This window comes from Streptomyces sp. TLI_053 (genome assembly GCF_900105395.1).
Lineage (GTDB): Bacteria > Actinomycetota > Actinomycetes > Streptomycetales > Streptomycetaceae > Kitasatospora.
In genome coordinates this window covers 9,779,966-9,804,385 of record NZ_LT629775.1, presented here as the reverse complement: position 1 = coordinate 9,804,385, position 24,420 = coordinate 9,779,966, and the positions used below count along the sequence as shown (strand labels likewise).

Annotated in this window: 20 protein-coding genes, 1 pseudogene and 1 CRISPR repeat array; of the genes and pseudogenes, 9 read left to right on the top strand and 12 right to left on the bottom strand. The window is 71.5% G+C overall.

Annotation, left to right across the window (positions count from 1 at the left end; genetic code table 11):
* The first annotated feature begins 11 nt into the window (after positions 1-11).
* The 8 genes from BLU95_RS40735 (at position 12) to BLU95_RS40705 (ending at position 9,097) form a co-directional block, all read left to right on the top strand.
* The gene (locus BLU95_RS40735; protein ID WP_093864475.1) at positions 12-1,202 is read left to right on the top strand and encodes a GNAT family N-acetyltransferase; all 1,191 of its coding nucleotides are present in this window, start codon (positions 12-14) and stop codon (positions 1,200-1,202) included.
* 159 nt (positions 1,203-1,361) lie between these two features.
* Positions 1,362-2,273, top strand: a complete 912-nt coding sequence (locus tag BLU95_RS40730; protein WP_093864474.1) for a phosphotransferase enzyme family protein — start codon at positions 1,362-1,364, stop codon at positions 2,271-2,273.
* Positions 2,274-2,343: 70 nt separating this feature from the next.
* Positions 2,344-3,384 (top strand): Ldh family oxidoreductase, encoded by a 1,041-nt coding sequence (locus tag BLU95_RS40725; RefSeq protein WP_093864473.1) that lies wholly within the window; start codon positions 2,344-2,346, stop codon positions 3,382-3,384.
* Positions 3,385-3,410: 26 nt separating this feature from the next.
* A complete protein-coding gene (locus BLU95_RS40720) occupies positions 3,411-4,541 on the top strand; it encodes an LLM class flavin-dependent oxidoreductase (protein WP_093864472.1) in 1,131 nt (376 codons plus the stop codon).
* On the top strand, positions 4,538-6,106 hold the full coding sequence (locus BLU95_RS40715) for a Gfo/Idh/MocA family oxidoreductase (protein WP_093864471.1): 1,569 nt from the start codon (positions 4,538-4,540) through the stop codon (positions 6,104-6,106). The genes BLU95_RS40720 and BLU95_RS40715 overlap by 4 nt, the downstream gene beginning before the upstream one ends.
* Positions 6,103-7,110, top strand: a complete 1,008-nt coding sequence (locus BLU95_RS43530) for a phosphotransferase (RefSeq protein ID WP_197698685.1) — start codon at positions 6,103-6,105, stop codon at positions 7,108-7,110. The genes BLU95_RS40715 and BLU95_RS43530 overlap by 4 nt, the downstream gene beginning before the upstream one ends.
* On the top strand, positions 7,107-8,411 hold the full coding sequence (locus BLU95_RS40710; protein ID WP_197698684.1) for a phosphodiester glycosidase family protein: 1,305 nt from the start codon (positions 7,107-7,109) through the stop codon (positions 8,409-8,411). The genes BLU95_RS43530 and BLU95_RS40710 overlap by 4 nt, the downstream gene beginning before the upstream one ends.
* A complete protein-coding gene (locus tag BLU95_RS40705; protein WP_231978146.1) occupies positions 8,408-9,097 on the top strand; it encodes a PIG-L deacetylase family protein in 690 nt (229 codons plus the stop codon). Before BLU95_RS40710 ends, BLU95_RS40705 begins: the two co-directional genes overlap by 4 nt.
* Before the next feature lie 309 nt (positions 9,098-9,406).
* Here BLU95_RS40705 and BLU95_RS45405 read toward each other — a convergent pair.
* From BLU95_RS45405 to cas5c, 12 genes and pseudogenes are all read right to left on the bottom strand, one after another.
* Positions 9,407-9,709: pseudogene (locus BLU95_RS45405) on the bottom strand (NF041680 family putative transposase); the annotation flags it as partial.
* Between the two features lie 28 nt (positions 9,710-9,737).
* Positions 9,738-11,090, bottom strand: a complete 1,353-nt coding sequence (locus BLU95_RS40695) for a tetratricopeptide repeat protein (RefSeq protein ID WP_093864470.1) — start codon at positions 11,088-11,090, stop codon at positions 9,738-9,740.
* Positions 11,091-11,451: 361 nt separating this feature from the next.
* On the bottom strand, positions 11,452-12,132 hold the full coding sequence (locus tag BLU95_RS40690; protein WP_093864469.1) for a hypothetical protein: 681 nt from the start codon (positions 12,130-12,132) through the stop codon (positions 11,452-11,454).
* 46 nt (positions 12,133-12,178) lie between these two features.
* Complete coding sequence (locus tag BLU95_RS40685) at positions 12,179-12,532, bottom strand: hypothetical protein (protein WP_093864468.1); 354 nt, start codon at positions 12,530-12,532, stop codon at positions 12,179-12,181.
* Between the two features lie 133 nt (positions 12,533-12,665).
* Positions 12,666-13,268, bottom strand: coding sequence for a methyltransferase domain-containing protein (locus BLU95_RS40680; protein WP_093864467.1), 603 nt, complete (start codon positions 13,266-13,268; stop codon positions 12,666-12,668).
* A gap of 221 nt (positions 13,269-13,489) precedes the next feature.
* On the bottom strand, positions 13,490-13,906 hold the full coding sequence (locus tag BLU95_RS40675) for a chymotrypsin family serine protease (protein WP_159425269.1): 417 nt from the start codon (positions 13,904-13,906) through the stop codon (positions 13,490-13,492).
* A 581-nt stretch (positions 13,907-14,487) separates the two neighbouring features.
* Positions 14,488-15,539: direct repeats of the CRISPR family, unit length 37 nt; unit sequence GTTGCGATCCTCGGCCGCCCCGAAGGGCGACCGCCAC.
* A gap of 140 nt (positions 15,540-15,679) precedes the next feature.
* The gene (gene cas2, locus BLU95_RS40670) at positions 15,680-15,970 is read right to left on the bottom strand and encodes a CRISPR-associated endonuclease Cas2 (protein ID WP_173862211.1); all 291 of its coding nucleotides are present in this window, start codon (positions 15,968-15,970) and stop codon (positions 15,680-15,682) included.
* Positions 15,970-16,851, bottom strand: a complete 882-nt coding sequence (cas1, locus tag BLU95_RS40665) for a CRISPR-associated endonuclease Cas1 (RefSeq protein WP_231978948.1) — start codon at positions 16,849-16,851, stop codon at positions 15,970-15,972. Before cas1 ends, cas2 begins: the two co-directional genes overlap by 1 nt.
* Positions 16,852-17,032: 181 nt before the next feature.
* A complete protein-coding gene (cas4, locus tag BLU95_RS40660) occupies positions 17,033-17,698 on the bottom strand; it encodes a CRISPR-associated protein Cas4 (RefSeq protein WP_093864465.1) in 666 nt (221 codons plus the stop codon).
* Entirely contained in the window at positions 17,695-18,588 is an 894-nt protein-coding gene (gene cas7c, locus BLU95_RS40655) for a type I-C CRISPR-associated protein Cas7/Csd2 (protein ID WP_093864464.1), read from the bottom strand. The genes cas4 and cas7c overlap by 4 nt, the downstream gene beginning before the upstream one ends.
* A 50-nt stretch (positions 18,589-18,638) precedes the next feature.
* Complete coding sequence (cas8c, locus tag BLU95_RS40650; RefSeq protein WP_093864463.1) at positions 18,639-20,417, bottom strand: type I-C CRISPR-associated protein Cas8c/Csd1; 1,779 nt, start codon at positions 20,415-20,417, stop codon at positions 18,639-18,641.
* A 4-nt stretch (positions 20,418-20,421) separates the two neighbouring features.
* Positions 20,422-21,225, bottom strand: a complete 804-nt coding sequence (gene cas5c / locus BLU95_RS40645; protein ID WP_231978144.1) for a type I-C CRISPR-associated protein Cas5c — start codon at positions 21,223-21,225, stop codon at positions 20,422-20,424.
* A 924-nt stretch (positions 21,226-22,149) separates the two neighbouring features.
* Here cas5c and BLU95_RS40635 point away from each other — a divergent pair.
* Positions 22,150-24,411 carry a CRISPR-associated helicase/endonuclease Cas3 gene (locus BLU95_RS40635; protein ID WP_093865480.1) on the top strand — a complete coding sequence of 754 codons (2,262 nt, stop codon included), beginning with the start codon at positions 22,150-22,152 and terminating at the stop codon, positions 24,409-24,411.
* The last annotated feature ends 9 nt before the right edge of the window (positions 24,412-24,420 follow it).

The following is a 24,420-nucleotide window of genomic DNA, read 5'->3' as shown; positions in this document are numbered from 1 at the left end:
GCAGAGCGCTGATGACCGAGAACCTGACCGTCACCGCCCCCGACGACGCCCAGTGGGTCCAGTACACCGCCCTCGCCACCCGCGCCTACGGCCACCCCGTCGCCGACCTCGACCTGCTGCGCCCGCACGCGGACGCCCGCGTCGGCCTGCGCGCGGGCCGCATCGTCGCCGGAGGACTGGGCCTGCTCGTCACCCAGCACTTCGGCGGCCTACCCGTCCCCGCCGCGTGCCTGGCCGCCGGCAGCATCGCCCCGGAGGAGCGCGGCGCGCACCTGAGCGTGCGCATGCTCGCCGAACGCCTGCGCCCCCTCCAGGACCAGGGCGCCGTCCTGGCCACCGTGTGGAGCACCTCCACCGGCTACGCCCGGCGCCTGGGCTGGGCCGCCCCCACCCCCGTCTTCTCCTGGACCGTGCCCACCGACGACCTCAAGCGCGCCTTCGACCACCCCGACGCCGCCGCCTTCGCCATCACCCACCACCCCGACCGCCCCGCCGGGGACCTGCAGCGCACGCTCGCCACCCGCTGGAACGGCCCCTGGCAGCGCCCCGCATGGTGGAGCACCTGGCAGCAGCAGACCTACCCCCGCCTCGCCACCTACACCTTCGCCGAACCCGGCCGCCCCCCGGCCGGGCAGCTCAGCCTCACCCTCGACGAGCACCCCGCCGACGGGCGCAGCATCGCCGTGCGCGACTTCTGGGCCGCCGACCACCGCGCCGCCGCCGCGATGCTCGCCTTCGTCGCCCGGCACAACTCCCGCATCCCCACCGTCTGCTTCCAGCGCACCGGCATGCCGCCCACCCTGCTGCTCCAGCACCGTCTGCACCGGGCCGGGGCCGCGACCGCCCGCCACTGGCACCCGTGGATGCTGCGCGTCCTCGACCCCGCACAGGCGGTCCGGCTGCGCGGCTGGCCCGAAGACCTCGACTTCGCCCTCCCTATCGACCTGCTCAGCGAGGACGGCGAGGAGGTCGAGCACCTCGCCCTGCAGATCACCGATGGCAAGGCCGACCTGACCTGCGACAACGCCCCGCGCACCCGCCGCCTGACCCTGACCCGGCCCCAGTTCGCCACCTGGTACGCGGGTGGCTACCGCTGCGCGGAGGCCGCGCACCTCGACGGCGTCCAGGGCGACCCCCGCGACGTGCGCGCCCTCGTCGCCGCCACCGGCGACCGGCAGCCCTTTCTGCCCGAGTACTTCTGACCCGCTGTCCGCCTCCCTTGGTGGCGCGTGCCCCGACCGTGCCAGGGCGCGTTGACCACCGCGAAGGGAGGCGGACACCACGCCGCGCACCGCCCGCGGCCCGCCCCGGGAGGCGGACCCGACAGCCCTGCCCGCGAACCGAACGGAAGAACACCCCTCATGATCGACACCCGCGCCACGAGCCCCGCCCGCGACGCCCTGCCCGACGACCTCCAGCGCTGGCTGGCCGGCACCGGGCTCCCCGCGGTGACCGGGAGCACCGACACCTCCTGGGACCGCTACAACTCCAAGGTCTGGCGGCTGGACACCGAGGGCGGCCCCGCCTTCGTGAAGATCAGCCCGACCACCCAGGACCACGACCGCGAGGTCTACGCCTACCGGCACGTCGCCGCCGCCCTCGACGAGCACGAGGCACCCCGCCTGATCGCGGCCGACCCCGGCCTGCACGCCGTCCTCACCACCGCGCTGCCCGGCTCCGTCGTGCGCGACCTGCCGCTGGAGCGGGAGACCGAGCAGCGGGTGCACCGCCTGGCCGGCGCTGTCCTGGGCCGGTGGCACGCCTGGCCCGAACCGGCTGGCGCGCAGGCCCGCGAGCGCATCCTCCAGCAGGCCGCCGACCAGGCCGACGAGGCCGCCCGGTGCCTGGAGACGGCCGGCGAGCACCTGAGCCAGGCGCAGCGGGAGCTGGTGCGCAAGGTCTCCACCGACCTGCCGGTGCTGGCGGCCCAGGTGCCGGTCGTCTTCCTGCACGGCGACTTCTCGCCCCGGAACTGGCTCTGGGACGCCGAGCGGGAGAGCGTCGGCCTGATCGACTTCCAGGTGGCCAGCCACGGCCTGGCGGTCGCCGACCTGGTGTGGCTGTTCGGCGCCCAGTGGCCCACCCGCCCGGACCTCAAGGACGCCTTCCTGGCCGGCTACGGCCGCCCCCTGTCCGAGCCCGAGCGGCAGCTGCTGCCGCTGCTGACCGCCCGCCTCGCCGTGTCCTACCTGACCACCGGCGTCACCGAAGGCAACCAGATGCTCGTCGATCGGGGCCGCACCGCCCTGGACCACCTCGCCGGCGGCAGCTGACCCGCACCGGGGCCCGGCCCGGTGTCGGCCAGGCCCCGGCACCCCTCGACCTCACGACCAAGGAGCGGCCATGACCTCGCACCATCCCGGCCCGCCCCCGACCGGTGCCCGTCCCGGCAGCGTCCGCGTCGCGCTCGACGACGTCCGGGCGCTGATGGTTGCCGCCTGCCGGGCCGCCCGCGTACCCCGGGACAGCATCGCCACGGTCGTCGAGCACTACCTGGCCGGGGAACTGCGGGGCAAGTCCTCCCACGGCATCGCGAAGTTCTGCTTCGAGTCGACCCTGTTCTCCGAACGCCAAGGCGTTCCCCGGGTCGTGCGCGAGCACGGCGCGCTGGCCGTCGTCGATGCCCGCCGCGAGATCGGGCCGCTGGCCGCCCGGTTCGCCGCCGACCTCGCCCTCACCCGCGCCCGCACGTTCGGCGCCGGGATCGTGGGCACGCTCAACGCCCAGCGCTACGGGATCCTTGCCGACACCGCCGAGCACATCGCCGCCGCCGGCATGCTCGCCGTCGTCACCAACACCTCCCGGCCCGAGGCAACCCCCGGCGGCGGCCGCACACCCGTCCTCGGGGTGAACCCGCTCGCCTACGCACTCCCCACCCTCCACGGCCCGGCGTCCGCGGACATGTCGACCACGCTGGCGCCGATGGGCGTGCTGTGGGAGGCCCGCCGCGCAGGCGCCGACCTGCCCGACGGCTGCTTCGTCGACGCGGACGGCACCCCGACCACCGACCCCGACCGGGCCGAGACGGCCGTGATCTTCGGCGAGCACCGCGGCTTCGTACTCTCCCTACTGCTCCAGGCCCTCACCGGCAGCCTGTTCGGCTTTCCCATGGGCAGCGGCGTCGACTCCACCTGGAGCACCGGCTACACGGTCATCGCCCTCGACCCCGTCGGAGGGCACAGCGACGACGCCGCGACCGCGAACACCCGCCTGCTGGACGAGATCACCCGCGGCCGAACCCGCGACGACCTGCCCCTGCGCCTGCCCGGCCAACACAGCCACCAGCGCCGGCACAACGCGCTGCGCGAGGACGCCCTCGACCTGCCGGCCGCCGTGCACCGCCGCCTGGCCGCCCGCGCCGCCGGCGACTTCACCTCCGACTGACCACCAGGAGTCCCACCGTGCGCCCCTTGACGTTCCACTGGTTCCTGCCCACCGGCAGCGACGGCACCACCCTGACCGCCGGCGTGCGCGGGGTCCACGGCCCCGGCCACGACACCGCCACCGCACCCGACCGGCACCGCGCCCCCGACCTGCGCTACCTCGCCCAGATCGCCCAGGCCGCCGAGCACATGGGCTTCGACGCGATCCTCACCCCCGCTGGAACGTTCAACGAGGAGGCGTGGATCACCTGCGCCGCCCTCAGCCAGCACACCGAGCGCCTGAAGTTCCTCGTCGCGCTGCGCCCGGACTCCATATCCCCGACGCTCGCCGCGCAGATGGCCGCGACCTTCCAGCGCCACAGCGGGGGCCGGCTGATGCTGAACGTCGTCACCGGCGGCGACCCGGCCGAGCAGGCCCGCTACGGCGACCACCTCGGCAAAGCCGCCCGGTACGCGCGGACCGACGAGTGGCTGGCCGTGCTGCGCGGGGCCTGGAGCCCTGAGCCGTTCACCTGCTCCGGGTCGCACTACGACGTGCGCGGCGCGGCCGTCTTCTCCCCGCCCGACCCGCTGCCGGGCGTGTACTTCGGCGGCTCGTCCGACGAGGCACTGCCGGTCGCGGCCCGCCACGCCGACGTCTACCTGACCTGGGGCGAGCCGCCCGTCGACGTGGCCGCCAAGCTGGAGCGCGTCCGCGCGCTGGCCGCCGGCGCCGGGCGCACCGTGCGGTTCGGCATCCGTTTCCACGTCGTCACCCGCGACACGAGCGAGCAGGCGTGGGCCGCCGCCGAGCGTCTGCTGGTCGGGATCGACCCGGCGCACGTGGCCCGGGTGCAGTCGACGCTCGCCGGCAGCCAGTCCACCGGTCAGGCCCGCCAGAGCCCGCTGAGCACCGCCTACCGCCACGGCGGCCGCACTGCCGACCTGGAGGTGTACCCGAACGTGTGGGCCGGGGTGGGGCTGCTGCGCGGCGGCGCGGGCACCGCGCTGGTCGGCTCCCACCGCGAGGTCGCCGACCGGATCGCCGAGTACGCGGCACTCGGGATCGAGGAGTTCATCCTGTCCGGGTTCCCGCACCTGGAGGAGGCGTACGAGGTCGGCGAGGGCGTACTTCCCCTGCTCGGCGCCGGCACCGTCCGTGCGGCGGTGGGTCGGTGAGCACCCCGGTGAATGTCCTGGTGGTCGGCGTCGGTCCGCACACCCGCCTCAACCACCTGCCCGCGCTCGCCGCCGCGCAGGACGCGGGCCTGGCCGGGACGGTGACCGGCGTCAACCTGCCGCACGCCGCCGCACCGGTCGACTACGGCACGCCCGGCCAGCCGCGTCGGATGCCCATCGTCGCCGTCCAGCCGCTCCCCGCCCGGTGCCGCACGCTGCCCGGCCCGGTGCTGCGCGTGCTGGAGGAGGCGGTGGAGCGGGAGCGCGTCGGCGCGATCGTCGTGGCGAGTGAGCCGTCCGTGCACCTGCCCTACGCGCTGTGGGCGATCGAACGGGGCCTGCCGTTGTTGCTCGACAAGCCCCTGACGGTGCACCCGGGCGCGTCCACCGACCCGGCTGCGGCACAGGCAATCGCCGACGACTTCGACACCCTGCTGGACGCCTACCGCACGGCCCAGCAGCGCGATCCGCGGATGGTGGTCAGCGTGCTGGCCCAGCGCCGCTGGCACCCCGCCTTCCGCCAGGCGCGGGAGCTGATCGCCGAGGTCGCCGAGGCCACGAACTGCCCGGTCACCTCGATCCAGTCCAGCCACGGCGACGGCCAGTGGCGGCTGCCCGACGAACTCGTCGACCTGGGCTACCACGGCTTCCGGGACGGCTACGGCAAGGCCGCGCACTCCGGCTATCACCACTTCGACATCGTGCCGTGGTGGCTGGCTGCCAGCGAGCGCCCGGGTAAGGAGCTCGACGAGATCGAGGTCCACGCGGTGTGCACCCGTCCCGCCGACTTCCTCACCCAGCTCACCGTCGCCGACCACGCGCGGGTGCTGCCCGGCTTCGCCGACCGCAACCCGTACAGCGAACAGGACCTGCACCGGCTCACCGCCAACTTCGGCGAGGTCGACGTGCACCTGAACGTCGCCTACCGCGGCCATGGCCGGGTACTGGCGCTGGGCAGCCACAGCCTCGCCCACACCACCTTCTCCCAGCGCGCTGTCCTCGACCCGGTTCCGGGCAGCCTGTACAAGGGCAACGGCAGGATCGGGCAGGAGAGCCACATCGTCCAGCAGGGCCCGTTCCAGGCACTGCACCTGCACGTCCTGCAGACCCTGCACGGTGACGGGGAGGGCGTCGACCCGCGGGCGGCGGGCGGCGCCGACCACATCGAGCTCCACGTCTTCCGCAACGACCGGCTGAACCTGGGCTGGGAGCGGCACCGCAGGCTCGGCTTCGACGACCTCACCCGGGGCACCGGGCCGGGCGCGGTGCTGCCCACGCAGCGCTCGGCCCGCACCTGCGCCGTCACCGAGTTCCTCTCCTGCCTCGCCGGCCGCACCCCGCGCGCCGAGCTGGCCTCCGACCTGGCCGACCATCGGCGCCCGGCCCGCCTGATGGCCGCCGCCTACCTGTCGATGGCCCGCCGCTGGGCCGCCGGCGACCGGCCCACCGCCCCGGCGGTGCTCGACTTCCACCCCAGCACCGTTCCCGGCCCCGTCCCTGCCGCGGTTCTCGCCCCCACCGGGCGGGGCGGCCGGGAGCTCGCCGCCTCGGGGGCCGAGCGATGAGCGCCCCGACCGCCGCCGACCGCGGCACGCCAAACCTGGCCCACGTGCTGGGCCCGCACCTGTTCCCCGTCCTTGAGGCGTGCCGCCCGCACACCGGCCGCCTCACCCGCGTCGAAGCCTGTGTCGGTGGGAACGTCAGCCACGTCCACCGGGTCTTTGGTGAGGCGGGCAGCGTCGTCGTCAAGGTCCGAGGCCGCCGCTTCGCCCGGATCGCGATCCCCACCGACCCGGCGCTGATCGCCGTCGAACACCGCGCCCTGACGCTCCATCACGGCCTGCTGCCCGACCTGTTCCCGCAGGTCATCGCGTTCCTGCCCGAGGCGCACGCCATGGTGCTGAGCGACGTCTTCCCCGACCGGCGCACCTGGCGCGAGCACCTGGACGAACGCTGCGCCACCGCCGAGGAGTGCACCCGCCTGGGCACGGCCCTGGCCCGCGTCCACCGCGCGACCGCCCACCTTCCGCCGCTGCGCGACGGCGACGGGGACGACCTCTTCCGTACCGAGCACGCCTACGGCTACTGCCTGCGCGCCGGCCGACACCGGGCCCTCGACGAGACGTGCCGTCGCCTGGACGCCCTGCCCGGCCACCAGCTCGTCCTCGGCGACGCCAGTCCGAAGAACATCAGCCTCGCCATGGGGCGCACCGCGTTCGTCGACCTCGACAACGTGCACCGCGGTGCTCCGCTGTTCGACGTCGGCTACCTCCTCGCGCACCTGGTCCTGCACCACCTCGTCCGGCCCGACCGCCTGCTGCGGCTCGCCGCCGCGTTCCTCGACGCGTACGCCCCGGTGCCGGTCAGGCCGTGGTGCGGCGACGACCTCCTCGCGGCCGTGGCGGCCGGGGTGCTGTTGTACCGGCTGGAGGCCCGCACCGTCCCCTACCCGTCCGCCGCCCCGCCCGCCACGACCGGCCGGATGCGCCACCGGTTGCGCCTGCTGCTGGACACCGGACCGTTCACCGTCCCCGACCTGCTGGAGACCGCACGGCAGGTGACAGCGTGAACCTCCCCCTCGCCACGGCCGGTGACCGGACGGACCTGGCCGCGCTCGCCAAACTGAGCGCCCGCGGCATCCACGTCCCCGCCGTCCCGTCGCTGGCCCGCGACCAGAGCCCGTTCGCCCGCCCCACCCCCGCCTGGACCCGCACCGTCGCCCCGGGCGTGGTCCTCACCGCCCGCCCCGTCGACCTCGGCGACGGCTGCTTCACCAACGCCTACACCCTGAGCGTCGACCTCGACCGCGCCCACTGCCGGCCCGTCTCCGCCCCGGCCGGCTTCCACCTGCGCCGCCTCGTCACCGGCCCCACCGCCGCCGCAGTCTCCGGCGCCTTCGCCTACATCTCCGACGACCACAGCTACCAGCCCGCCGAGCCCCGCCTCGACCTCGCCGTCCGCGACCACCACACAGCCAGCCTGCCCACCGCCACCAAGCCCGCGCTCCTCCTGCACCGCGACCGCCTGTCGGTGCGCACCCTGGCCACCGCCGGCACCCTCACCGTCGCCGGCCACCACCACACCTGGAGCGGCTCCAAGGGCCCCCGCCCCGACCCGGCACCGCCGCCCGGCCACCTCACCGTCTTCGGCGCGGCCAACTGCCGCATCCGCTACACCGACCACCCCCGCACCGGATTCCGACGCGACGTCGACCCGGCCGCCAACACCACCCCCCGCAACCCTGCCGTCCTCGACTGCACCGTCACCCCCACCCCCACCGGGACGCGGATCACCGCCCTGCACCCCGGCGGCGGCGCCGACCTGTTCACCGGCGCCTACATCCTGCGCACCCACCGGCCCCGGCCCGCCCACCTCACCCTCGGTGCGCCCGTCCACGTCACCACCCTCGACACCCTCCCCACCGCCGACATCGACAGCGCCCTGTCACTGGGCCCGTCCGCCGCCGACGCCGCCGCCCAACGCACCGCCGCCTGGGACCAGAGCCTGGGCACCAACCCGTTCCGGCCCGGAGCCCGCTACGCCCGCACCCTGCTCGCCCTGAATGGCCGGCACCTGACCCTGACCATCCTCGACGGAGCGCCCCTCGCCCCGGGCTTCCAGGGCGCCACCGTCCAGGAGACCGCGCAGCTGGTCGAGCGGGCCGGCCACGACCCGGCGGCGGTGTTCCACCTCGACGGCGGCCAGACCTCCAAAATCGCCTACCGGCACAACGGCCAGGTCGACGCGGTCGGCAGCCTCCACTACCTGCGCTGGCCCCAAACCGAGCACGAACCCTTCCGCTGGCAGGGCCTCGACGGCCGCCCCCTGCACAGCGCCCTGCAGATCACCACCCTGAAGGAGTCCCCTTGACCCAGCCCCAGCCTGGCCGCGGCCGGTCCGTCCTCGCCGTCGTCGCCCACCCCGACGACGCCGAACTCGCCATGGGCATGCGACTGCTCGACCACGCCCGGGCCGGCGACCGCGTCCGCGTCCACTGCCTGAGCACAGGTCGCCCGGGCAAGGACGACAGCGAGGTGCGCCGCGCCGAGTGCCTGGCCGCCGCGAAGATCCTCGGCATCGGCCGGTACACGTTCAGCCGGATCCCCGACACCCGCTTCACCGACCACCGCGGCGCCATCAACGCCGCCCTCTTCGACACCTTCGCCCTCGGACGCCCCGACACCGTCTACACCCACTTCCCCGACGACCAACACCTCGACCACGCCGTCACCGGCGAGGAGGCCACCGCCGTCGCGATGCGCGAGGCCGCCGACGTGGTCCACTTCCGCTCCCCCTACAGCCGGAACTTCGAGCCCAACCTGATCTTCGTCGGCACACCAGAGCTCCTGGCCGCGAAGCAGAAGGCTCTGACGTGCTTCGCCTCCCAACAGCAACTCGACATGCCCGTCTTCACCGGCCTGAACACACTCGCCTACCGGCAGCACGTGCACCACCGCATCGTCGAACGCTTCCCCAAGGACGCTTACGGCGCTGAGATGTTCCGCACCGCACGCCAGATCGTCCACGCCACACGCCCAGGCGCCGACCGGACGTAGACCCGCAGCCGATCAGTCGGCTGGACGTGGTCCCTCACAACGCTGGTTCCACGGGGTCCGAAGGGCGAGCTGCCACGAGACCGTCTCCAGACCGGCTTTGCCCGGCCAGCAGCCGCCGTACCTCGGTCCCAGTCCAGACCTCGCGCTGGGCGGCCATTCGCCGCCACGCCACGGTCCTCCGTTCTCCGGGCCGAGGACTGTCGTCGTCCTTCGATAGGTGGGCAGCTGGAAGACGGTGGGCCAGTGCGCGTTGGCCTCGAAGAACGCCTTCAGCGGCGGCACGAGGTGGATGCGGGCGTTGTCCCAGACCAGCCAGACCGGCGTGTTCACCCCACCGCTGGGCAGCTTCTCAACCGCCAGGCGGATGACGGTGCCCTCGATGACCGGCAGCTCGTCAGCGTGCTCCAGCCAGGCCCCGCGCCGAGTGAGCCGCGGGTGGAGCCGATCCCAGGCCCGGACGATGGCCGTGCTGTAGAGGCAGGCGCCGGTGACGGTCACCGCCTACTCCTCGCCCCAGGTGGCGGGGTCGCCGAGGACGAACTCACCGCCGTGCTTTCGACGAACAGCTGCTCGCCTTCGCCGTCCCACGGCAGACTGTCGCAGCGGCGGCATAACCATCGGCTGGAGATGCGGAGCTCCGTCAGAACGGAGGTTCGCTGGACCAGGTACCACTCCATTGACCGGTCGGACGAGGGTCGTGCTGCTGGAGAAGTTCCACGGCGTGGTCGGTCATGTAGAGGCTGATGAAGTAGCCAGCCATGTCACTGCGGTTGGCCGGGAGGTGCCGGTCAAGGAGACCGATGGCCTCTTCGGTGCGGCCTGCGTCGTGCAGCACCCGGGCGATGTGCTCGGCGGCGTACGCGCTGTCGCCTTCGGGGTGGGCCGATGCCTGCTGGAGCGCCGCGTCGGGCCCGGAGCTGGCGGCGATCAGCGGCAGGCGGATCCAGAACAGGTCCCACTCTTCCTCACCGCCCCGGGCGGCCTTGAGAGCATCGAGGTGCGCCAGGCCGTCCTGCGGCCTGCCCTGATCGAGGCAGAGACCGGCCAGTGTGTGGAGGATCCAGTCGTCGCCGGGGCGGACATCGGCCTGGGCACGCATCACGGCGACCGCCTCGCCGCCACGTCCGTGCCGGGCCAGGAGCTGCGCGAGGTCGTACGCCGCGTTCGGGCCGCCCGCCACGGCCCCGTCCGCCCGCCGGTAGAGCGCGACCGCGCCTTCGACGTCACCGCGTTCCTCCAGCACCTCGGCCAGGCGCTGAGTGGCGTGCCCGTGGACGTCGGTGGCCGCGTACTCGCGCAGTTCGTCGAGCCGGCCGTGCCGGGCCAGCAGGTCGGCGAGCTGGTCACGGCCGTTGACGGAGGTGATGTGCCGCGTGTGCAGCACGGCGATCGCTTCATCGGTGCGGCCTTGGCGCTCCCGGATCCGGGCAAGCAGACCGAGTGCGGCATCGGCGTCCAGGACGCCGCGGCAACACCACGGGGAATCGCAGCGGTGGTCGGCCGGAATGTGCCCGAACAGCAGGCGGGCGGCTTCTTCGTCCAGGCCGGCGAGCTCGGCGACGTCGACCAGGGCGGTGGCAAGGACCCAGTCCTCGACCCCGGGTCGCAACAGCTGATACGCCTCCGCGGCACCCCCGTGCCGGGCCAGCAGGCGTGCGAAGAACTCCAGCGCCTGTCCCCCGGCCGCCGCGTACGGGCGAGCCAGCGCGATCGCCTCCGACGCCCGGCCCCAGCTCTCGAACAGCTCCGCCTGGACCCGAGTGGCCGGCCACCAACCGGTGGCGACGTACGGAGCCAACACCGCCAGCGCCTCGTCCCGCTGGCCACGCTCGCCAAGAACCCGGGCCCACGCCCGCGCGCAGAACCACTCACCCTGACCGGCTTGCAACGCCACCTCGTGTTCGTGGCCTCGTTCCAGGATCTGCATGACGAACTCGGGCGGGATACAGCCGGACAGAGTCCTGGCCTGACGATCAAGATCAGCAGCGTCCACGGCACCGCACCCTAGACCCCACCACCGACGAGCGGCCTAGAATCGGCACACCGCACGGCCAACACGGCGTACCGCTTGCCCCCTGGCTTCCTGAGATGTCTTCTCCGAATCCGCAGGTGTCCCAGCGGCGGACGAAGGTCGGGACCATCGCCTCACCCCGGTGGATCGCTCCCCGTTCCAGGAGGCAGCGCCCCACCTTCCGCCTCCCGCCCCGGTGCCGGAACCCGTCGCCCCCTGGGCCCCGGCGGCCGGCCGTTCTCCGCCCCCGTCACACCCGACACCGCGCCCGACTGAACGCCCGACGCCCTGCTTCCCAGACCCCGTGCCCGCCCCTTTGGACCGCGTGGGCCAGAACCGCTGCTCAGCCCCCGATGTTGTAGACGGCGTTGTCGAGCCGGGCCTGTACCTCCGGGGGAAGGGGAGGCGTCCGGTAGGCAGGGTCACCGGACTTCGCGGTCTTGGGCCCGTCGTCCTCCGTACTGACCGTGGACAGCCGCTGCACTTCGGTCACCTCATGATCGTGGATCTCCCAAATGGTGTGCCCGGCTCCCACGGCGTCGCCCTCGGTGCGGAACCACATCCAGTCGACCCGCAGAACGCCGCCGTACAAGGCGAGCGCGGTGGTCATCCACTCCACGCTCCGCGGGTCGACCGAGGCCGCCCACCCCTGATCGCCGTGGGGGTGCACCGTGTACTCGAAGTAGGCGGGCCCGCAACCCCCGCGGGCGAGGTCGGGAAGAGGGCCGGAGGCCGGAAGGCGTCCGGAACCGTCGCTGGTCAGGTACTTCTCGCGCGCGGCGCATCCTGGGTCGGAGCACTCGACCTCGGTGTCGGACAGGTGCAGCCACAATGCCACCCTGACGTCCTGGCCCTGCTCGACCAGCAGCGTCAACAGCTTCTGCCGGCACTGTGCGGCCTCGGCGTCCACCTGCTGCCAGTGCCGCGGTTCGTCGTGGGAGAGCTTGTGCAGGTAGTGCCCGACGAGGCGCCAGGCATCATCGACGGTGGGGCAGATGCTGCGGGCCCGGGGCTCGGTCGTCATGGTCCAAAAGTCTAGGGGCAGCCGGGCGGGAACCGGGCCGATCCGCTCAGCGGCCGCAGTGCGTCGCCGTCAGGCCAGCGGCAAGGCGGTCGGTGTGAAGGGCACGGGCGACTTCGTGCTCGCGTCGGACGAACTGCGAAGTCGTGCGGGCCGCACCGAGGAGAACGGGGAGCATGACCAGCCCGAGAAGACGGGTGATGCGCTGGACGACTTGGCCGGGCGGGACGGCGAGCGCGGGGCCCACGACGACGGTGAGCACCAGCACGAGGGTGACCATGGTCCCGAACGCGCCGATCTTCCAGGGCGAGGTGAGGCGGCGGCGAAGCGGCAGCCCCCGGGCAGCGCGCAGGACGTCCTCCTCACCGTGTTCGACCGTCCGGTACCGGGCGGCGGCAACCACCAGGGCCGCGATGGACGCCCTACCTCGCCCGCTGCCGGACCGAAGTCGGCTACGCCGTTCGCTGGTGGCAGTTGCACCGCCGTATCGGCGGGTGGTGGCGCGCCCGGCCTGACCGCGCGGCGGCCCGCCGGCTTCAGCGCGAGGCCGCAGCCGCCGCCTCGTAGATCGGCCACCGCAGTTCACTGTCCGGGGTGTGCAGCCACGCCCACTGGCGTTCGGGGGTGACCGTGACGCCGAAGTCCCAGGGTTCGGGCCGGTCGAGGTCCTCCCACGCGGTCCAGGCGGTCATCAGCTCGTCGCCGATCCGGCGCCCGCCGCCCTGATGGAGCACGGTCGTCCCGTCCCCGACCGCGGAGAACGATGCCCACGAGGAGCGGCCGTCGTGGATCCGGGCGTTGATGCCCTCCTCGTCGCGGCCGGTGGTGATCATCGCGTCCGGTACCGCGACCCGCAGGGCGAAGCGCAGGTTCCAGTCGCCTTCGATCGGTGCGAGGTCGCGGTCGATCCTGTGCTCGCTGGCGGCCGGACCGTCACCGCGTACCGCGTTGTACCCGGCCCGTCCGGCCGTCGGCGGCGCAGGTGCGGTGCGGTCCGCCATGAACTGGGCCATCCCCTGCACCCAGCCGGACGCCGAAAGCCCGTCGGCGGCGACGGTCAGGGCGAGGTGCACGAGCCGGCCCCACGGGCAGACGATCCGCCCGCCCGGCGCGGTCGCCTCGACCCACGTCCACGGCACCCGCTCGACCGCGCCACGCTGCGAGCCCGTATGCGCGCTCGTCGGCCACGAGCTCTGCCCATGAGCACAGCACGATCTCGTGCGACCCGATGCGAAACCGCAGCCGGTCGTCGATGACGAGTTCGCCAACACCCAGCCCGCGGAACGCGGGCACTCGCCAACCGTCGTCCGTGCACACTATGCCCTGACTCATGCCGACACCGTAGCGGCCTGGCGGACCACTACTCGCCGTGAGGCGAGCGTGGGTGCTCGGAAAACCAGTTCTGTCGGTTCTTCGGGTCCGCGGAGGCCAGCGGCCCGGACAGTGGCTCCGTTCCGATGAGCGCGTCGTGAACGACCCCTGTCATACCGTCGGCGGAGACGTCGGTGGCGGTGATCCTGAGGCTGCAGTGCACGCCGGACATGCTGCCGCTCGTGCAGACGAGATCGCCGACGTGGTTGCGGCCGGCGCCGACGACCCGCTTCGCGTAGCCGGCCGTGTTGCTCCACGCCCCGTCGTAGAACCTTCCGGAGACGCCGGTGACGGTGATGACGGTGGCATCCAGGGCGGTGTCGGCGTCGGTGGCATCTCCGACCACCGCGCCCGCGCCGGTCCTGTAGGTGTCGGAGGTGCCGCAGTGCGAGTCCGTCAGCAGCACCGGCACCTTTCCCCGCCAGGCACCGAAACCGGAGGTGCACCAACCGTTGTCCGGAGTGGTGAGTTCGGCTCCGGCCCTCCACGGGCTGGCGTCGGCGTGCCGGGTCGCCGTGGCCACGGAGGCAGCGGCGGCGGGCCGGGCGGTGACCGGCACCCCGGCCAAAGCGGCTGCCCTTCGCGCCACCTCCCGCGCCACCTCCCGCGCCGGCGCGGCGCCGCGCCGCTCGGCGCCCGCCGGGTAGGTGACGCTCCTTACCCGACCACACCCCGGCCCGGCAGGCCGGCAACGACGTTGCGATCCTCGGACGCCCCGAAGGGCCACCGCCACCTGCCACTCCTGCGCGTCCTGCGCCCGCGAGGCCAGGTTGCGATCCTCGGCCGCCCCGAAGGGCGACCGCCACCCCGCGCCTGTCCCCCGGCCAGCGCAGCCCGTTGCCGTTGCGATCCCTCGGACGCCCCGAAGGGCGACCGCCACCGGTGCCTGCCCGCCGCCTCGGCGACGGCGCCGAGGTTGCGATCCTCGGCCGCCCCAAGGGCGACCGCCACCCGAGGAGGCGGCGCCGCTCCTCGCCGCGGAGGCCGAGTTGCGATCCTCGGCCGCCCCGAAGGGCGACCGCCACCAAGGTCTTCGTGTCCGGGCAGTGCTCGATGTACCAGTTGCGATCCTCGGCCGCCCCGAAGGGCGACCGCCACGACCACGTCGGCGGTCGCGTCGTCCATGTCGTCGGCGTTGCGATCCTCGGCCGCCCCGAAGGGCGACCGCCACGAGGCCGCCTCCGGCACACCGTGGCGGCGGGACGACGTTGCGATCCTCGACCGCCCCGAAGGGCGACCGCCACCTGGGAGGCCGGCCGCGACGCCGCCGACCGGAAGGGTTGCGATCCTCGGCCGCCCCGAAGGGCGACCGCCACCGGCACCGACACCAGCGCGGTGGCCTGGCTCATCGTCGTTGCGATCCTCTGCCGCCCCGAAGGGCGACCGCCACCTGCCCGATCTCCTCGGTGGTCTGGTTGGCGCTGTTGCGATCCTCGGCCGCCCCGAAGGGCGACCGCCACCGGTTCGCACTGGGCACTCTTCGGCTGGGCCTGGCAGTTGCGATCCTCGGCCGCCCCGAAGGGCGACCGCCACTGGTGATCCGCGAGCTCCAGGTGGCCGGGATGCCGGAGTTGCGATCCTCGGCCGCCCCGAAGGGCGACCGCCACACGAGGCGCTCGTGCTCCTCGGTGCGGGTGCAACGGTTGCGATCCTCGGCCGCCCCGAAGGGCGACCGCCACCGCCGGCTCGGTGCGCTGTGCCGAGACGGCCTGGGCGTTGCGATCCTCGGCCGCCCCGAAGGGCGACCGCCACCGCCGGCTCGGTGCGCTGTGCCGGGACGGCCTGGGCGTTGCGATCCTCGGCCGCCCCGAAGGGCGACCGCCACTTCAGACACTGAACGGCAGCGCTGTTCAGACACTGTTGCGATCCTCGGCCGCCCCGAAGGGCGACCGCCACCGCGGGAAACACGTTGAGGCGAGCGGTCCCGACGGGTTGCGATCCTCGGCCGCCCCGAAGGGCGACCGCCACCGGTGCGGGTCGAGGGCTTGGCCTCGCTGAGGCGGTTGCGATCCTCGGCCGCCCCGAAGGGCGACCGCCACGGCACCTGACCAGGTCCGGTCCCGGGTCGCGCACCAAGTGTTCGACTGCCTTCCGCCGACAGACCAGCGCAATTCGGGCATCGTGCTTCGGTGCGATCCGCGTGGCGTGTGTGTACTTCGAGTTCCGAAGTAGGGAGTTGTCACAGGACCAGGTCTTCGCGGTGTGGCTGCACCTGGGCTACCCCCAGCGTCTGAACGTCGTTGAAGCCGTTGTGCGGGAGCCGGTAGATCCTGATGCTGTCGGTGTCCGGGTCGATGGTCTTGCAGATGTCGTTCACGAGGTGCAGGAGATCGACATCGGTGGCGACGATCTCGAAGACCGATTTCTGGACTCGTAGGCCGTGTCCTTCGCAGAGTTTGGCGACCTTCCGAAGTCGGCGACGGCCTTCTGGTGTGGTCGTGTCCACGTCGTAGGTGAGCAGGAGGTCCATCAGGCAGCTGTCCAGGGCAGGTATCCGGGAAGGTCGCCGCGGATATGGCGGGCGAGGATGCGGCACTGGACAACGGGAAGGAGCGCCGTGGGGACCGCTCGTCCTGCGATCGGGTGTTCCCAGGTCTGGGTCTTCCAGTCTTGCCAGGCGGAGAGCACGGCTTTGCGCCCGTCCTCGGTGAGGTTGACGGCTCCGCCAGCGAGGCTTTCGAAGTGGTGGGCCCTGAGCTCTCGGCGGTTGAGAAGGGTTAGCGCGAAGCGGTCTGCCAGGACGGGCCGGAACTCCTCCATCAGATCGAGCGCCAAGGCCGGTTTCGCGGGCCGCAGGCCGTGAAGGAAGCCGATGTAGGGGTCGAGTCCGATCTGCTCGATCGCGCCGTGGACGAGGTTGCGCAGCAGTCCGTAGGTGAAGGACAGGAGGGCGTTGACCGGGTCGGTGGGAGGGCGCCGGCTGCGGTGTGTGAACTCGGGGATGCCGTCCGCGGGACGATGCATGTCGTGGAGTGCGCCGAAGTAGGTCCGGGCGGCGTTGCCTTCGATGCCCATCAGGGTGTCCAGCGAGCTGGCGTTCTTGGTTTCGGCCAGTCCCTCGGCGAGTCTGGCGCCCGCTTCACGGATTCGGGCCTGTGCGGCCGGCTGGGCGTCGCGTGCGGCGCGGAGAAGGATCCAGCGGCTGTTGCGGATCTTTCCCGCAACGGTGTTACGCGCGATCTCGAGCCGTCGCTGCGGATCTGCGTGGGTGCAGTGCTGTTGATGGCGCAGGAGGACGTTGCCTCGAACCGGTCCTTCGAGGCGCGCTTGGAACCGACCGCCTCGGGTCATCCAGGTGACCGGCCGTCCGTCCTGTGCGCAGCGGGTGAGGAGTTTGGTGGAGAGGTTGATGTGGCCGTAGACGACGATGGCGTCGAGACGGCGGAGGGGGAGGGTCTTTCGGCCCCGAGTACCCCGGGGTACTCGGTGCCACGCCCTGGTGTGTCGGGGAGGTGGATGCGTAGGGAGTCCTGGTCGAGGCGTAGGTCGGTGCCTTGGGTTTGGACGTAGAGGGTGTTGAGGAGTTCGGTGGTCATGGGTGTGTGGGTTCTTCGTCGGGGGTGGTGTAGAGGGTGGTGAGGGCCTGCTGGTAGCGGCGGGTGTTGGTAAGGATGGTGGGGATGCAGTTGGTGGCCATGGAGCAGCGTCGGCAGCGGTTGTCGGTTGCGGGTGGCGGTAGTTGGCCGGTGGTGAGCAGGGTACGGATGGCGTGGGTGGTGGTGATGACGCGTTGGTGGAGTTCGGGGGTGATGGTGATGGTGTGGCGTCGGCGGTCGGTGGCGGAGTAGATGGCGGCGTGGGGTACGGGTTGTTGGAACATCTGCTGGAGGCAGATGGCTTGGGCTGCTGCTTGGATGTCGGCGGGGCCGTCTGGGTGGTAGCGGCCTGATTTGTGTTCGATGGGCAGGATGGTGCCGTTGTCGTGGAGTTCGACGGTGTCGCAGGTTCCGGTGAGGCCGTAGCCGTCGTGCCACACGGGTAGGGCGTGGAGGGTGCGGGTTGTGGCGCGGCCTCGGTTGCCCGGGGTGTCGACGCGTTGGTGGAGGAGGGTTCCGCGGGTGGTGGCGGCGTCGTCGGTGAAGGCGTCTTCGAGGACGATGAGTGCGCATTGGCGGGGACAGTAGGTGTAGTGCTCGAGCCAGGAGAGGGCGACTTGGGGTTGGTCGCCGTCTCCTGACTGCGGTTGGGGGTGGTTCATCCGATGAGGCGGGTGAGGGTGACGCCGGCGTCTGTGAGGCCGGTGTCGTCGATATCGATGGGACCGTAGTCGGTGATGTTGCGGGCGGTGGCGTCGTGGAGCTGCTTGATGCGGATGCGGTCGAAGAGGGTGTGGGACGGCAGGCGGCCGAAGGCGTCGCTGTGGGTGAAGACGTAGAGGCCGCGCAGGGCGAGGCTGCCGCGGGCCGCCGCGCGGTCGTGTTCGAACATGATCTGGAAGGCGCGCCAGAACATGTCGAGGTCGTTGCTGGTGACGCCGGTGCGGGCGGCGAGCGGGGCGCTGAAGTGGCCGTTTCCGCGGTAGAGGGCGTAGGGGACGATGTGCTTGGTGCCCATCTCGGTCTCCTTGCCCTTCTTGTCGTCGGTGGGGTTGTTGAAGGCGTCGATGTCTTCCTGTTTGGTGGGGGTGACGCGGGTGATGCCGATCTCCAGGGGGGTGATCGGGTCGATGGAGCGGGAGAAGGTGAGCTGCAGGGGCCCTTGGACGCGGCCGGCGGGCTTCTTGCCGGTACTCATGACGGCGCCGAACATGCGGACGTCGTAGAAGGTCTGGCACATCCAGGTGCGGGCGTCGGCTTGCTGGGTTTTGGCGCCGAGGGCGGTGTAGGCGCGTTCGTGTTGGCTGTTGAGGGCGACGCCGGCTTCGACGTAGATGTCGTATCCGGGTTTGGGGTCGTGCTGGTTGAGCATGGCGACGGTGTTGCGGATCTTGCGTTTGATGGCGACGTCGGTGATGAGGCCCTGGCCGGAGACGGGGTCGGTGCGGGGGCTTCCTCCGGCGTCGGGGTCGCCGTTCGGGTTGCTGTCGGTGGCCTCGATCAGGAACACGAAGTCGTGCTTGCGGTCGGGGTCAAGGTGGTCGTCCGTCATCGGGGTCTCTCCTGGTGGCGTCGGTCGATCTGTGGGGTTCGAATGGATCGTCAGGGTGTGAGGGTGAGGATCTTTTCGCTGTTCTGGGTGGCCTTCGCTGCCTTGGCCGCGGCGCGGGCCTGGTTGTCGGCGGCCCGCTGCTGCTCGTAGCCGATGACGAAGCGGGCCTGCTCGCGTGGCGTCAGGTGGGTGGGCAGGTCGTCGGTGAAGGCGGCGAAGACCTGCGACAGCCGTGCGTCCAGGGCGATGTGGGCTGCCTTCTTGTCGCGGCGCAGGCGCTTGAGGTGAGCGTTGGCTCCGCGGCGTAGGTTCGCCAGGACGGCGGCAGGGGCCGTCATCGCGGTGCCGAAGTACTTGTCGCCGATCGTGGCCTTCACGTCGGGCAGGGCTGCCATTTGGATGGCTTCGAGGACGGCGAATGCTCGCCCGCACAGGTAGGCGGGGTCGGTGCTGGCGGGGTCGAGTTGCGGCATCGGGCGGTCCGTTCGGTCGTGGGAGCGGGCAAGGGCCAGGCGCAGCAGGGCGGTGCGCGGGGCGTCGAGGTGGTGGTCGGCGCGGATGCGCTGAAGGAGGTGCGGGAGGAGACGTGCGGGGGGTGGGGTGCGGCGCAGGGCGGCGTGGAGGAGTTCGCGTTCGATGCCGTGGGGTGCGGTGCCTTTGACGTACTGGGTGCCGTTGTGGCGGCCCGCGGCGAGTGCGAGGTGCCACAGGGGCAGGTAGCGGGTGGTACCGCGCCATCCGTCGAAGACGCCGTGGTCTTCGAACCAGGCTCCGAGGTTGGCCTTGACGGCGTCCAGGGGGACGTCTAGCCATTCCCGGACGACCGTGCGGGCGTTGTTCAGCCCCAGGGTGAGAGCGTAGAAGTCGTTGGCGTCGATACGGGTGGCTTCGGCCGGGTCGGGGTGGTGGTGGAGGGCGTCGATGAGGTGGGCGACGGCGGCCGGGTCGGGGTGGGCGTCGTCGATGAGCTCGATGAGCGGCTGTTCCAGGGGCTCGCGCGTCCACCACAGCAGGACCGAGTCGGGCAGCAAGCGGCGGTGGCTGTCGGCGGCCAGCAGACGGTTGAGGGTGGCCATGGCACGACTTCCGCAGCGGTCACACACGGGGGTGTTGACGAGTCTGATGGCGCCACCGCGGCCCTGGGCCGGCGAGTTGATGCTGACGAGCTGGGACTCGTTGCTGCCGCCGGTCGTGGGGACCGCGCCCTTCTTCACCGGCTCGGGGATCGTCGACAGCAGGTCTCCGGGCTGACCGCAGACCAGGCACAGGTCCGGCTCGGCGCGGCCGGAGCCCTTGCGTTCACGCACGATGCGTGCCCACAGCCGGCGTGCGGAGGCCCTCGTGTGCAGCCACTGGCCGTCCATGAGGACGCCGACCGTGTGCCGGGCTTCCAACTCCTGCGGGACATCGATCCTGCCGATCCCGAGGGTGAGGACGTCCAGCAGTCTTCGGACTGCGGGATCTTCGGGCACCTCGTCGGCCCAGCGGCGCAGCAGGCCCAGGTACTCCTCGTGGCGGCGGCAGGCCTCCGACAGGTCCTTCTCGCTTGGGCCGTCCGCCTCGGCGGCGACGCGTGGCCGGGCGAGGACGAACTCGGCGGTGTCCACCAACAGGAACGGCGGAACCCTCGTGCCGGAGCGCTGCACGTAGGGCACCGGCTCGACGACCGCCTGGCCGCGCGACTTGGCCGGGGGCCGCCGATCGGACAAGGACGGGGCAGCACCGTCCGAGGTGATCACCAGTGCCCAGTCGATCTGCCGGCGCCGGTAGAACTCGGGCGGCAGGTCCGCCATCCGCTCGGCCTGTTCGGTCAGCCTCTGCAGCAGCACCGGATCACTCCTCACCCTCGACGCGCCAGGGCGCCGACGGCATCGCAACCGCACCTGCGGACAGCGGCGTGGCCGGCACCTCCATCACCCCCTGCTCCAACCTCGCCCTGAACCACCGGTAGCGCTCGCCGTTCGGCGTGTAGGCGATCGAGTGCAGCATCACCCCCAGTTCCTCGCTCCGCTCGGCCAGCACCGGCGCCTGCGTCGCCGGTCCGAAAGACGCGCTGAACTCCCGGCACCCCAGGAACGGCTGCGAGAAACAAGCACCGCGGTCCACCCTGCGCCGCAACTGCTCCCGGAACTTCTGCTCCGGCGCACCCGCATGCCCGGCAACCACGATCTGCGCGCGGATCCGGTACGCCACATCCGTCAGAGCCATCGTGTTCCGCTGGTCCCGGTCCTCCTCGACGTCGTAGCGCGCGCCCGGAACTGTTTGGAGCTCCTGAACCTTCTTCGCTGTGACGACCGACTTCACCTCGTTGCGTCGTACCTGCAGCCACCTGATCGGCTTCAACACCTCGATCGCCCGGACCACATAGCGGAACTCGGGCTTCCAGTAGATCGCCTCCAGGACACCCGCCGCGGCCGAAGGCGTCATCACCGGGTAACTGACACGCTCCGACTTCAACTCCGGCCTGGTGAAACACGCGAGCGGCCCCCACACCTCCATCACCAGATCCGGAAACACCCAGCCCCCGTTCCCGCGACGCCGCGCAAGACTGAGCCCCTCCTGCTCCATGGCCCCTCTTCCAGCCATCCCCGCCATCCCTTCAGGCACCAGACATGACGCACCGTCATGCACGATCATCGATCGCGACCATAGGCCGCACCACTGACAATCGAAGGCACCGCGCCGCCTACCGGCATCGGCCTCGGTGACCGAAGTTGAGCAAGCGTGATCGACAGTCAGCAAGAGCATCGCGCGCGACGTTGACAGCTTCGCCATGAAGCAAGGAATCGACCAGCCTTGATCAATTCACCACTCAAGATGATCAGCCCAGGTCTGCAGCTGATCTCTGCAGCTTCATGGAAGAAATCCCCCCACGGCCATGGCAGAACACGAATCCGGTCCCGGGCCTGACCGGGGAGCAGCCGCCACCGAGGATCGCGATGTCGCGATAGCCAGCCGCCCAGGAGGGCAACCACCATGCTGCGCACCCGTTCGGCGTCGCGACCCTCGGCGCCCGCGAAGGCGACCGCCACCACCGAAGCCCTCGCCGAGCACCCCGTCCGGGAGGTTGTTGCGTTCCTCGGCCGCCCGGGAGGGCGATCGGCACGCCGGGGATGATCGTGGTCGCGTTGTCGAGCGACATGGTTGCGATCCTCGGCCGCCCGGGAGGGCGACCGCCACCACGTACGGACCCCGAAGGGGCGATCGACTACCTGTTGCGATCCTCGGCCGGGAGGGCGACCGCCACGATCACCGCACCGTCGATGTGGCGCACGGTGTCGTCGTTGCGATCCTCGGCCGCCCGGGAGGGCGACCGCCACCTGCTGCCGTCGTACTTCGCGCTGCTGGAGCGCGTGTTGCGATCCTCGGCCGCCCGGGAGGGCGACCGCCACGGCTCACCAGCGACAACTGGCAATCCGACGCTAGCCAATGGGGTACTCCAGGGACTCGGATGTACTTAATTCGGACATCTTGCTTCGGCGTGAAGCGTGTATCGTCTGTGCACTTCGGGTTCCGAACTATGTCCGTTTGCTGTCGGCCGACAGCCGTATGGTCCAGGTCATGGGAAATCTGATCGGTATAGAGGACTCAAGCAGCGGCGTGACGCCGCTGTGGGCTCACAGCCGGAACCTATCAGGCCGACGTCATACTCTGGAGGAGCACCTACGCGGATCCGCTATGTTAGCAAGGCAGTTCGCCACTGCCTTCGGAGCCGGCCCGATCGCCGAATACCTGGCGTTGGTGCACGACGTCGGCAAGGGGTCCTGTTCCTGGCAACACGGTCTGCACGCCGCCGAGGCCCGTGGCGGGAAGGTCGGCGTTCCTCACAAGGAGGCCGGCGCGTGGCTGGCTGCGGTGCACGCCGGGCGGCCGTTCGCCGCCGTCGTGCAGGGTCATCACGGTGGCCTTCCCAGGTACCAGGACCTGCAGACGCTCATCGACTCGGTGAAGGCGCGGACTCACAAGGACCGTGCGCTGATCGAGGAAGCGATTGCCTGCGTCGCCGCGGTCGTCCCGGAGATCAAGCCCGCCGGCCGGGTACCGGTGCCGCAGTGGCTCATCGGCCCGGCGGCCCCGGCTACCGTACTTGATCGGGACCTGCTCCTGCGGATGCTGTTCAGCTGTGTCGTGGACGCCGACTTCCTCGACACCAGCGCGCACTTCGCCGATCGGCCGGCCGCAGTCCGCGAGGACCCCGACATGTCCGCTCTCGCCGACCTCTTCGAGAAGCGCCGCCGCCACGCCCTTGCCGCGCGCCCGCCTTCTCCGGTCGACGACATCCGCCGGCGCATCTACGAGCAGGCGGTGGACGCCGCCCCGAACAGGCCCGGCATGTACGTGCTCCATGTGCCGACGGGCGGCGGCAAGACCTTCTCCTCGGCCGGGTTCGCGCTGCACCACGCGGCCGCGAACGGCCTGCGGCGGGTCGTGGTCGCCGTACCCTATGTGAGCATCACCCAGCAGAACGCCCAGGTCTACCGGGCCCTCCTCGATCCCGACGACCAGGACCTTCCCCCAACGGTGCTGGAACACCACAGCTCGGTGGACCTCGATGGCCAGGACGCCCGCCGACAGCGCACCGCAGCCGAAAACTGGGACGCCCCGTTCGTCGTGACGACCACGGTCCAACTCTTCGAATCGCTCTTCTCCTACAAGCCCGCCGCCATGCGCAAACTGCACCGCCTGGCGAAGTCGGTCATGGTCCTGGACGAGGTCCAGGCTCTCCCGGACCATCTTCTCGTCCCGATCCTCAGCGCACTACGCGGGCTGGTCGAGCGCTTCGGCACCACCGTCGTCCTCGTTTCCGCGACCCAGCCGGACTTCTGGTCCCTCGCCCAGCTCCACGGCGTGCCCCGCCGCGAACTCATCGACGACCCCGCCGACCTGTTCACCGCACTGCGCCGCGTCAGCTACGACTGGCGCACCGGCCCGCACGTGACGTGGGAGTCGATGGCCGAGGAGATCGCCCACAGCAGTGGCAACCAGACGCTGACGGTGGTGAACACGACCATGGACGCCGCACGTCTGCACCGCCTCGTGGAAGAGCAGGCGCCCGTGCCGGTCCTGCATTTGTCGACGCGGATGACGGCGGAGCACCGGCGTACGATGATCGAGCGGATCAAGGGAATACTCGCCGCAGGCGAGGCTGTCCATGTCGTGTCGACGCAGCTCATCGAGGCCGGCGTCGACCTCGACTTCCCTCACGTCTTCCGGGCCTGGGCCCCGGCGGAATCCCTCCAGCAAGCCGCCGGACGCTGCAACCGCGACGGCCGCCTGCGGGAAGGCACTGTCGTGGTGTTCCAGGTCCACGATGCGGGCCAGCCCCGCGACAACATCTACGAAGCGGCTCTCAAGGCCACCGCGGCACACATCGGTCCCGGCCTCGCGGAACCCGACGACCTCGACGCCCTCAGCCGCTACTACCAGCTCCGCTACAGCCTCCACGGCAGCAGCCGAACCACCATGGGCGGCGAGATCGACGAACTGCGCGCACGCATGGACTTCCCCGCAGTCGACCAGGCATTCCGGATGATCAACGACGAGTACAACCAGCCCGTCATCGTCATCCGGCAGGAGGCCGACAGAGACGCGATCGAAGCCGACATCGCCGCCCTGCGCTCGCCCTACCCCTGTGGCCCCGAGCCCCTGCGCCGACTGCAACCACACACCGCCTCGATCCCCCGCCACGAGGCCAAGGCCGCACTCGGCACCGCACTCGCCGAACCGGTGATCGGTGACCTCCTGCTCTGGCAAGGCGCCTACCACCCCAGCCGCGGACTGGACCCGTCCGAGAAGGAGGACCCCTCAGCATTCGTCCTGTAAACACAGCGC

Bases quoted from the DNA above. Each gene is read 5' to 3' on its own strand.
- BLU95_RS40735 (WP_093864475.1), top strand. From the start codon at position 12: ATGACCGAGAACCTGACCGTCACCGCCCCCGACGACGCCCAGTGGGTC.
- BLU95_RS40725 (WP_093864473.1), top strand. From the start codon at position 2,344: ATGACCTCGCACCATCCCGGCCCGCCCCCGACCGGTGCCCGTCCCGGC.
- BLU95_RS40690 (WP_093864469.1), bottom strand. From the start codon at position 12,132: ATGACGACCGAGCCCCGGGCCCGCAGCATCTGCCCCACCGTCGATGAT.
- cas2 (WP_173862211.1), bottom strand. From the start codon at position 15,970: ATGGACCTCCTGCTCACCTACGACGTGGACACGACCACACCAGAAGGC.
- cas7c (WP_093864464.1), bottom strand. From the start codon at position 18,588: ATGACGGACGACCACCTTGACCCCGACCGCAAGCACGACTTCGTGTTC.
- BLU95_RS40730 (WP_093864474.1), top strand. From the start codon at position 1,362: ATGATCGACACCCGCGCCACGAGCCCCGCCCGCGACGCCCTGCCCGAC.
- BLU95_RS40635 (WP_093865480.1), top strand. From the start codon at position 22,150: ATGGGAAATCTGATCGGTATAGAGGACTCAAGCAGCGGCGTGACGCCG.
- cas5c (WP_231978144.1), bottom strand. From the start codon at position 21,225: ATGATCGTGCATGACGGTGCGTCATGTCTGGTGCCTGAAGGGATGGCG.
- BLU95_RS43530 (WP_197698685.1), top strand. From the start codon at position 6,103: ATGAGCGCCCCGACCGCCGCCGACCGCGGCACGCCAAACCTGGCCCAC.
- cas4 (WP_093864465.1), bottom strand. From the start codon at position 17,698: ATGAACCACCCCCAACCGCAGTCAGGAGACGGCGACCAACCCCAAGTC.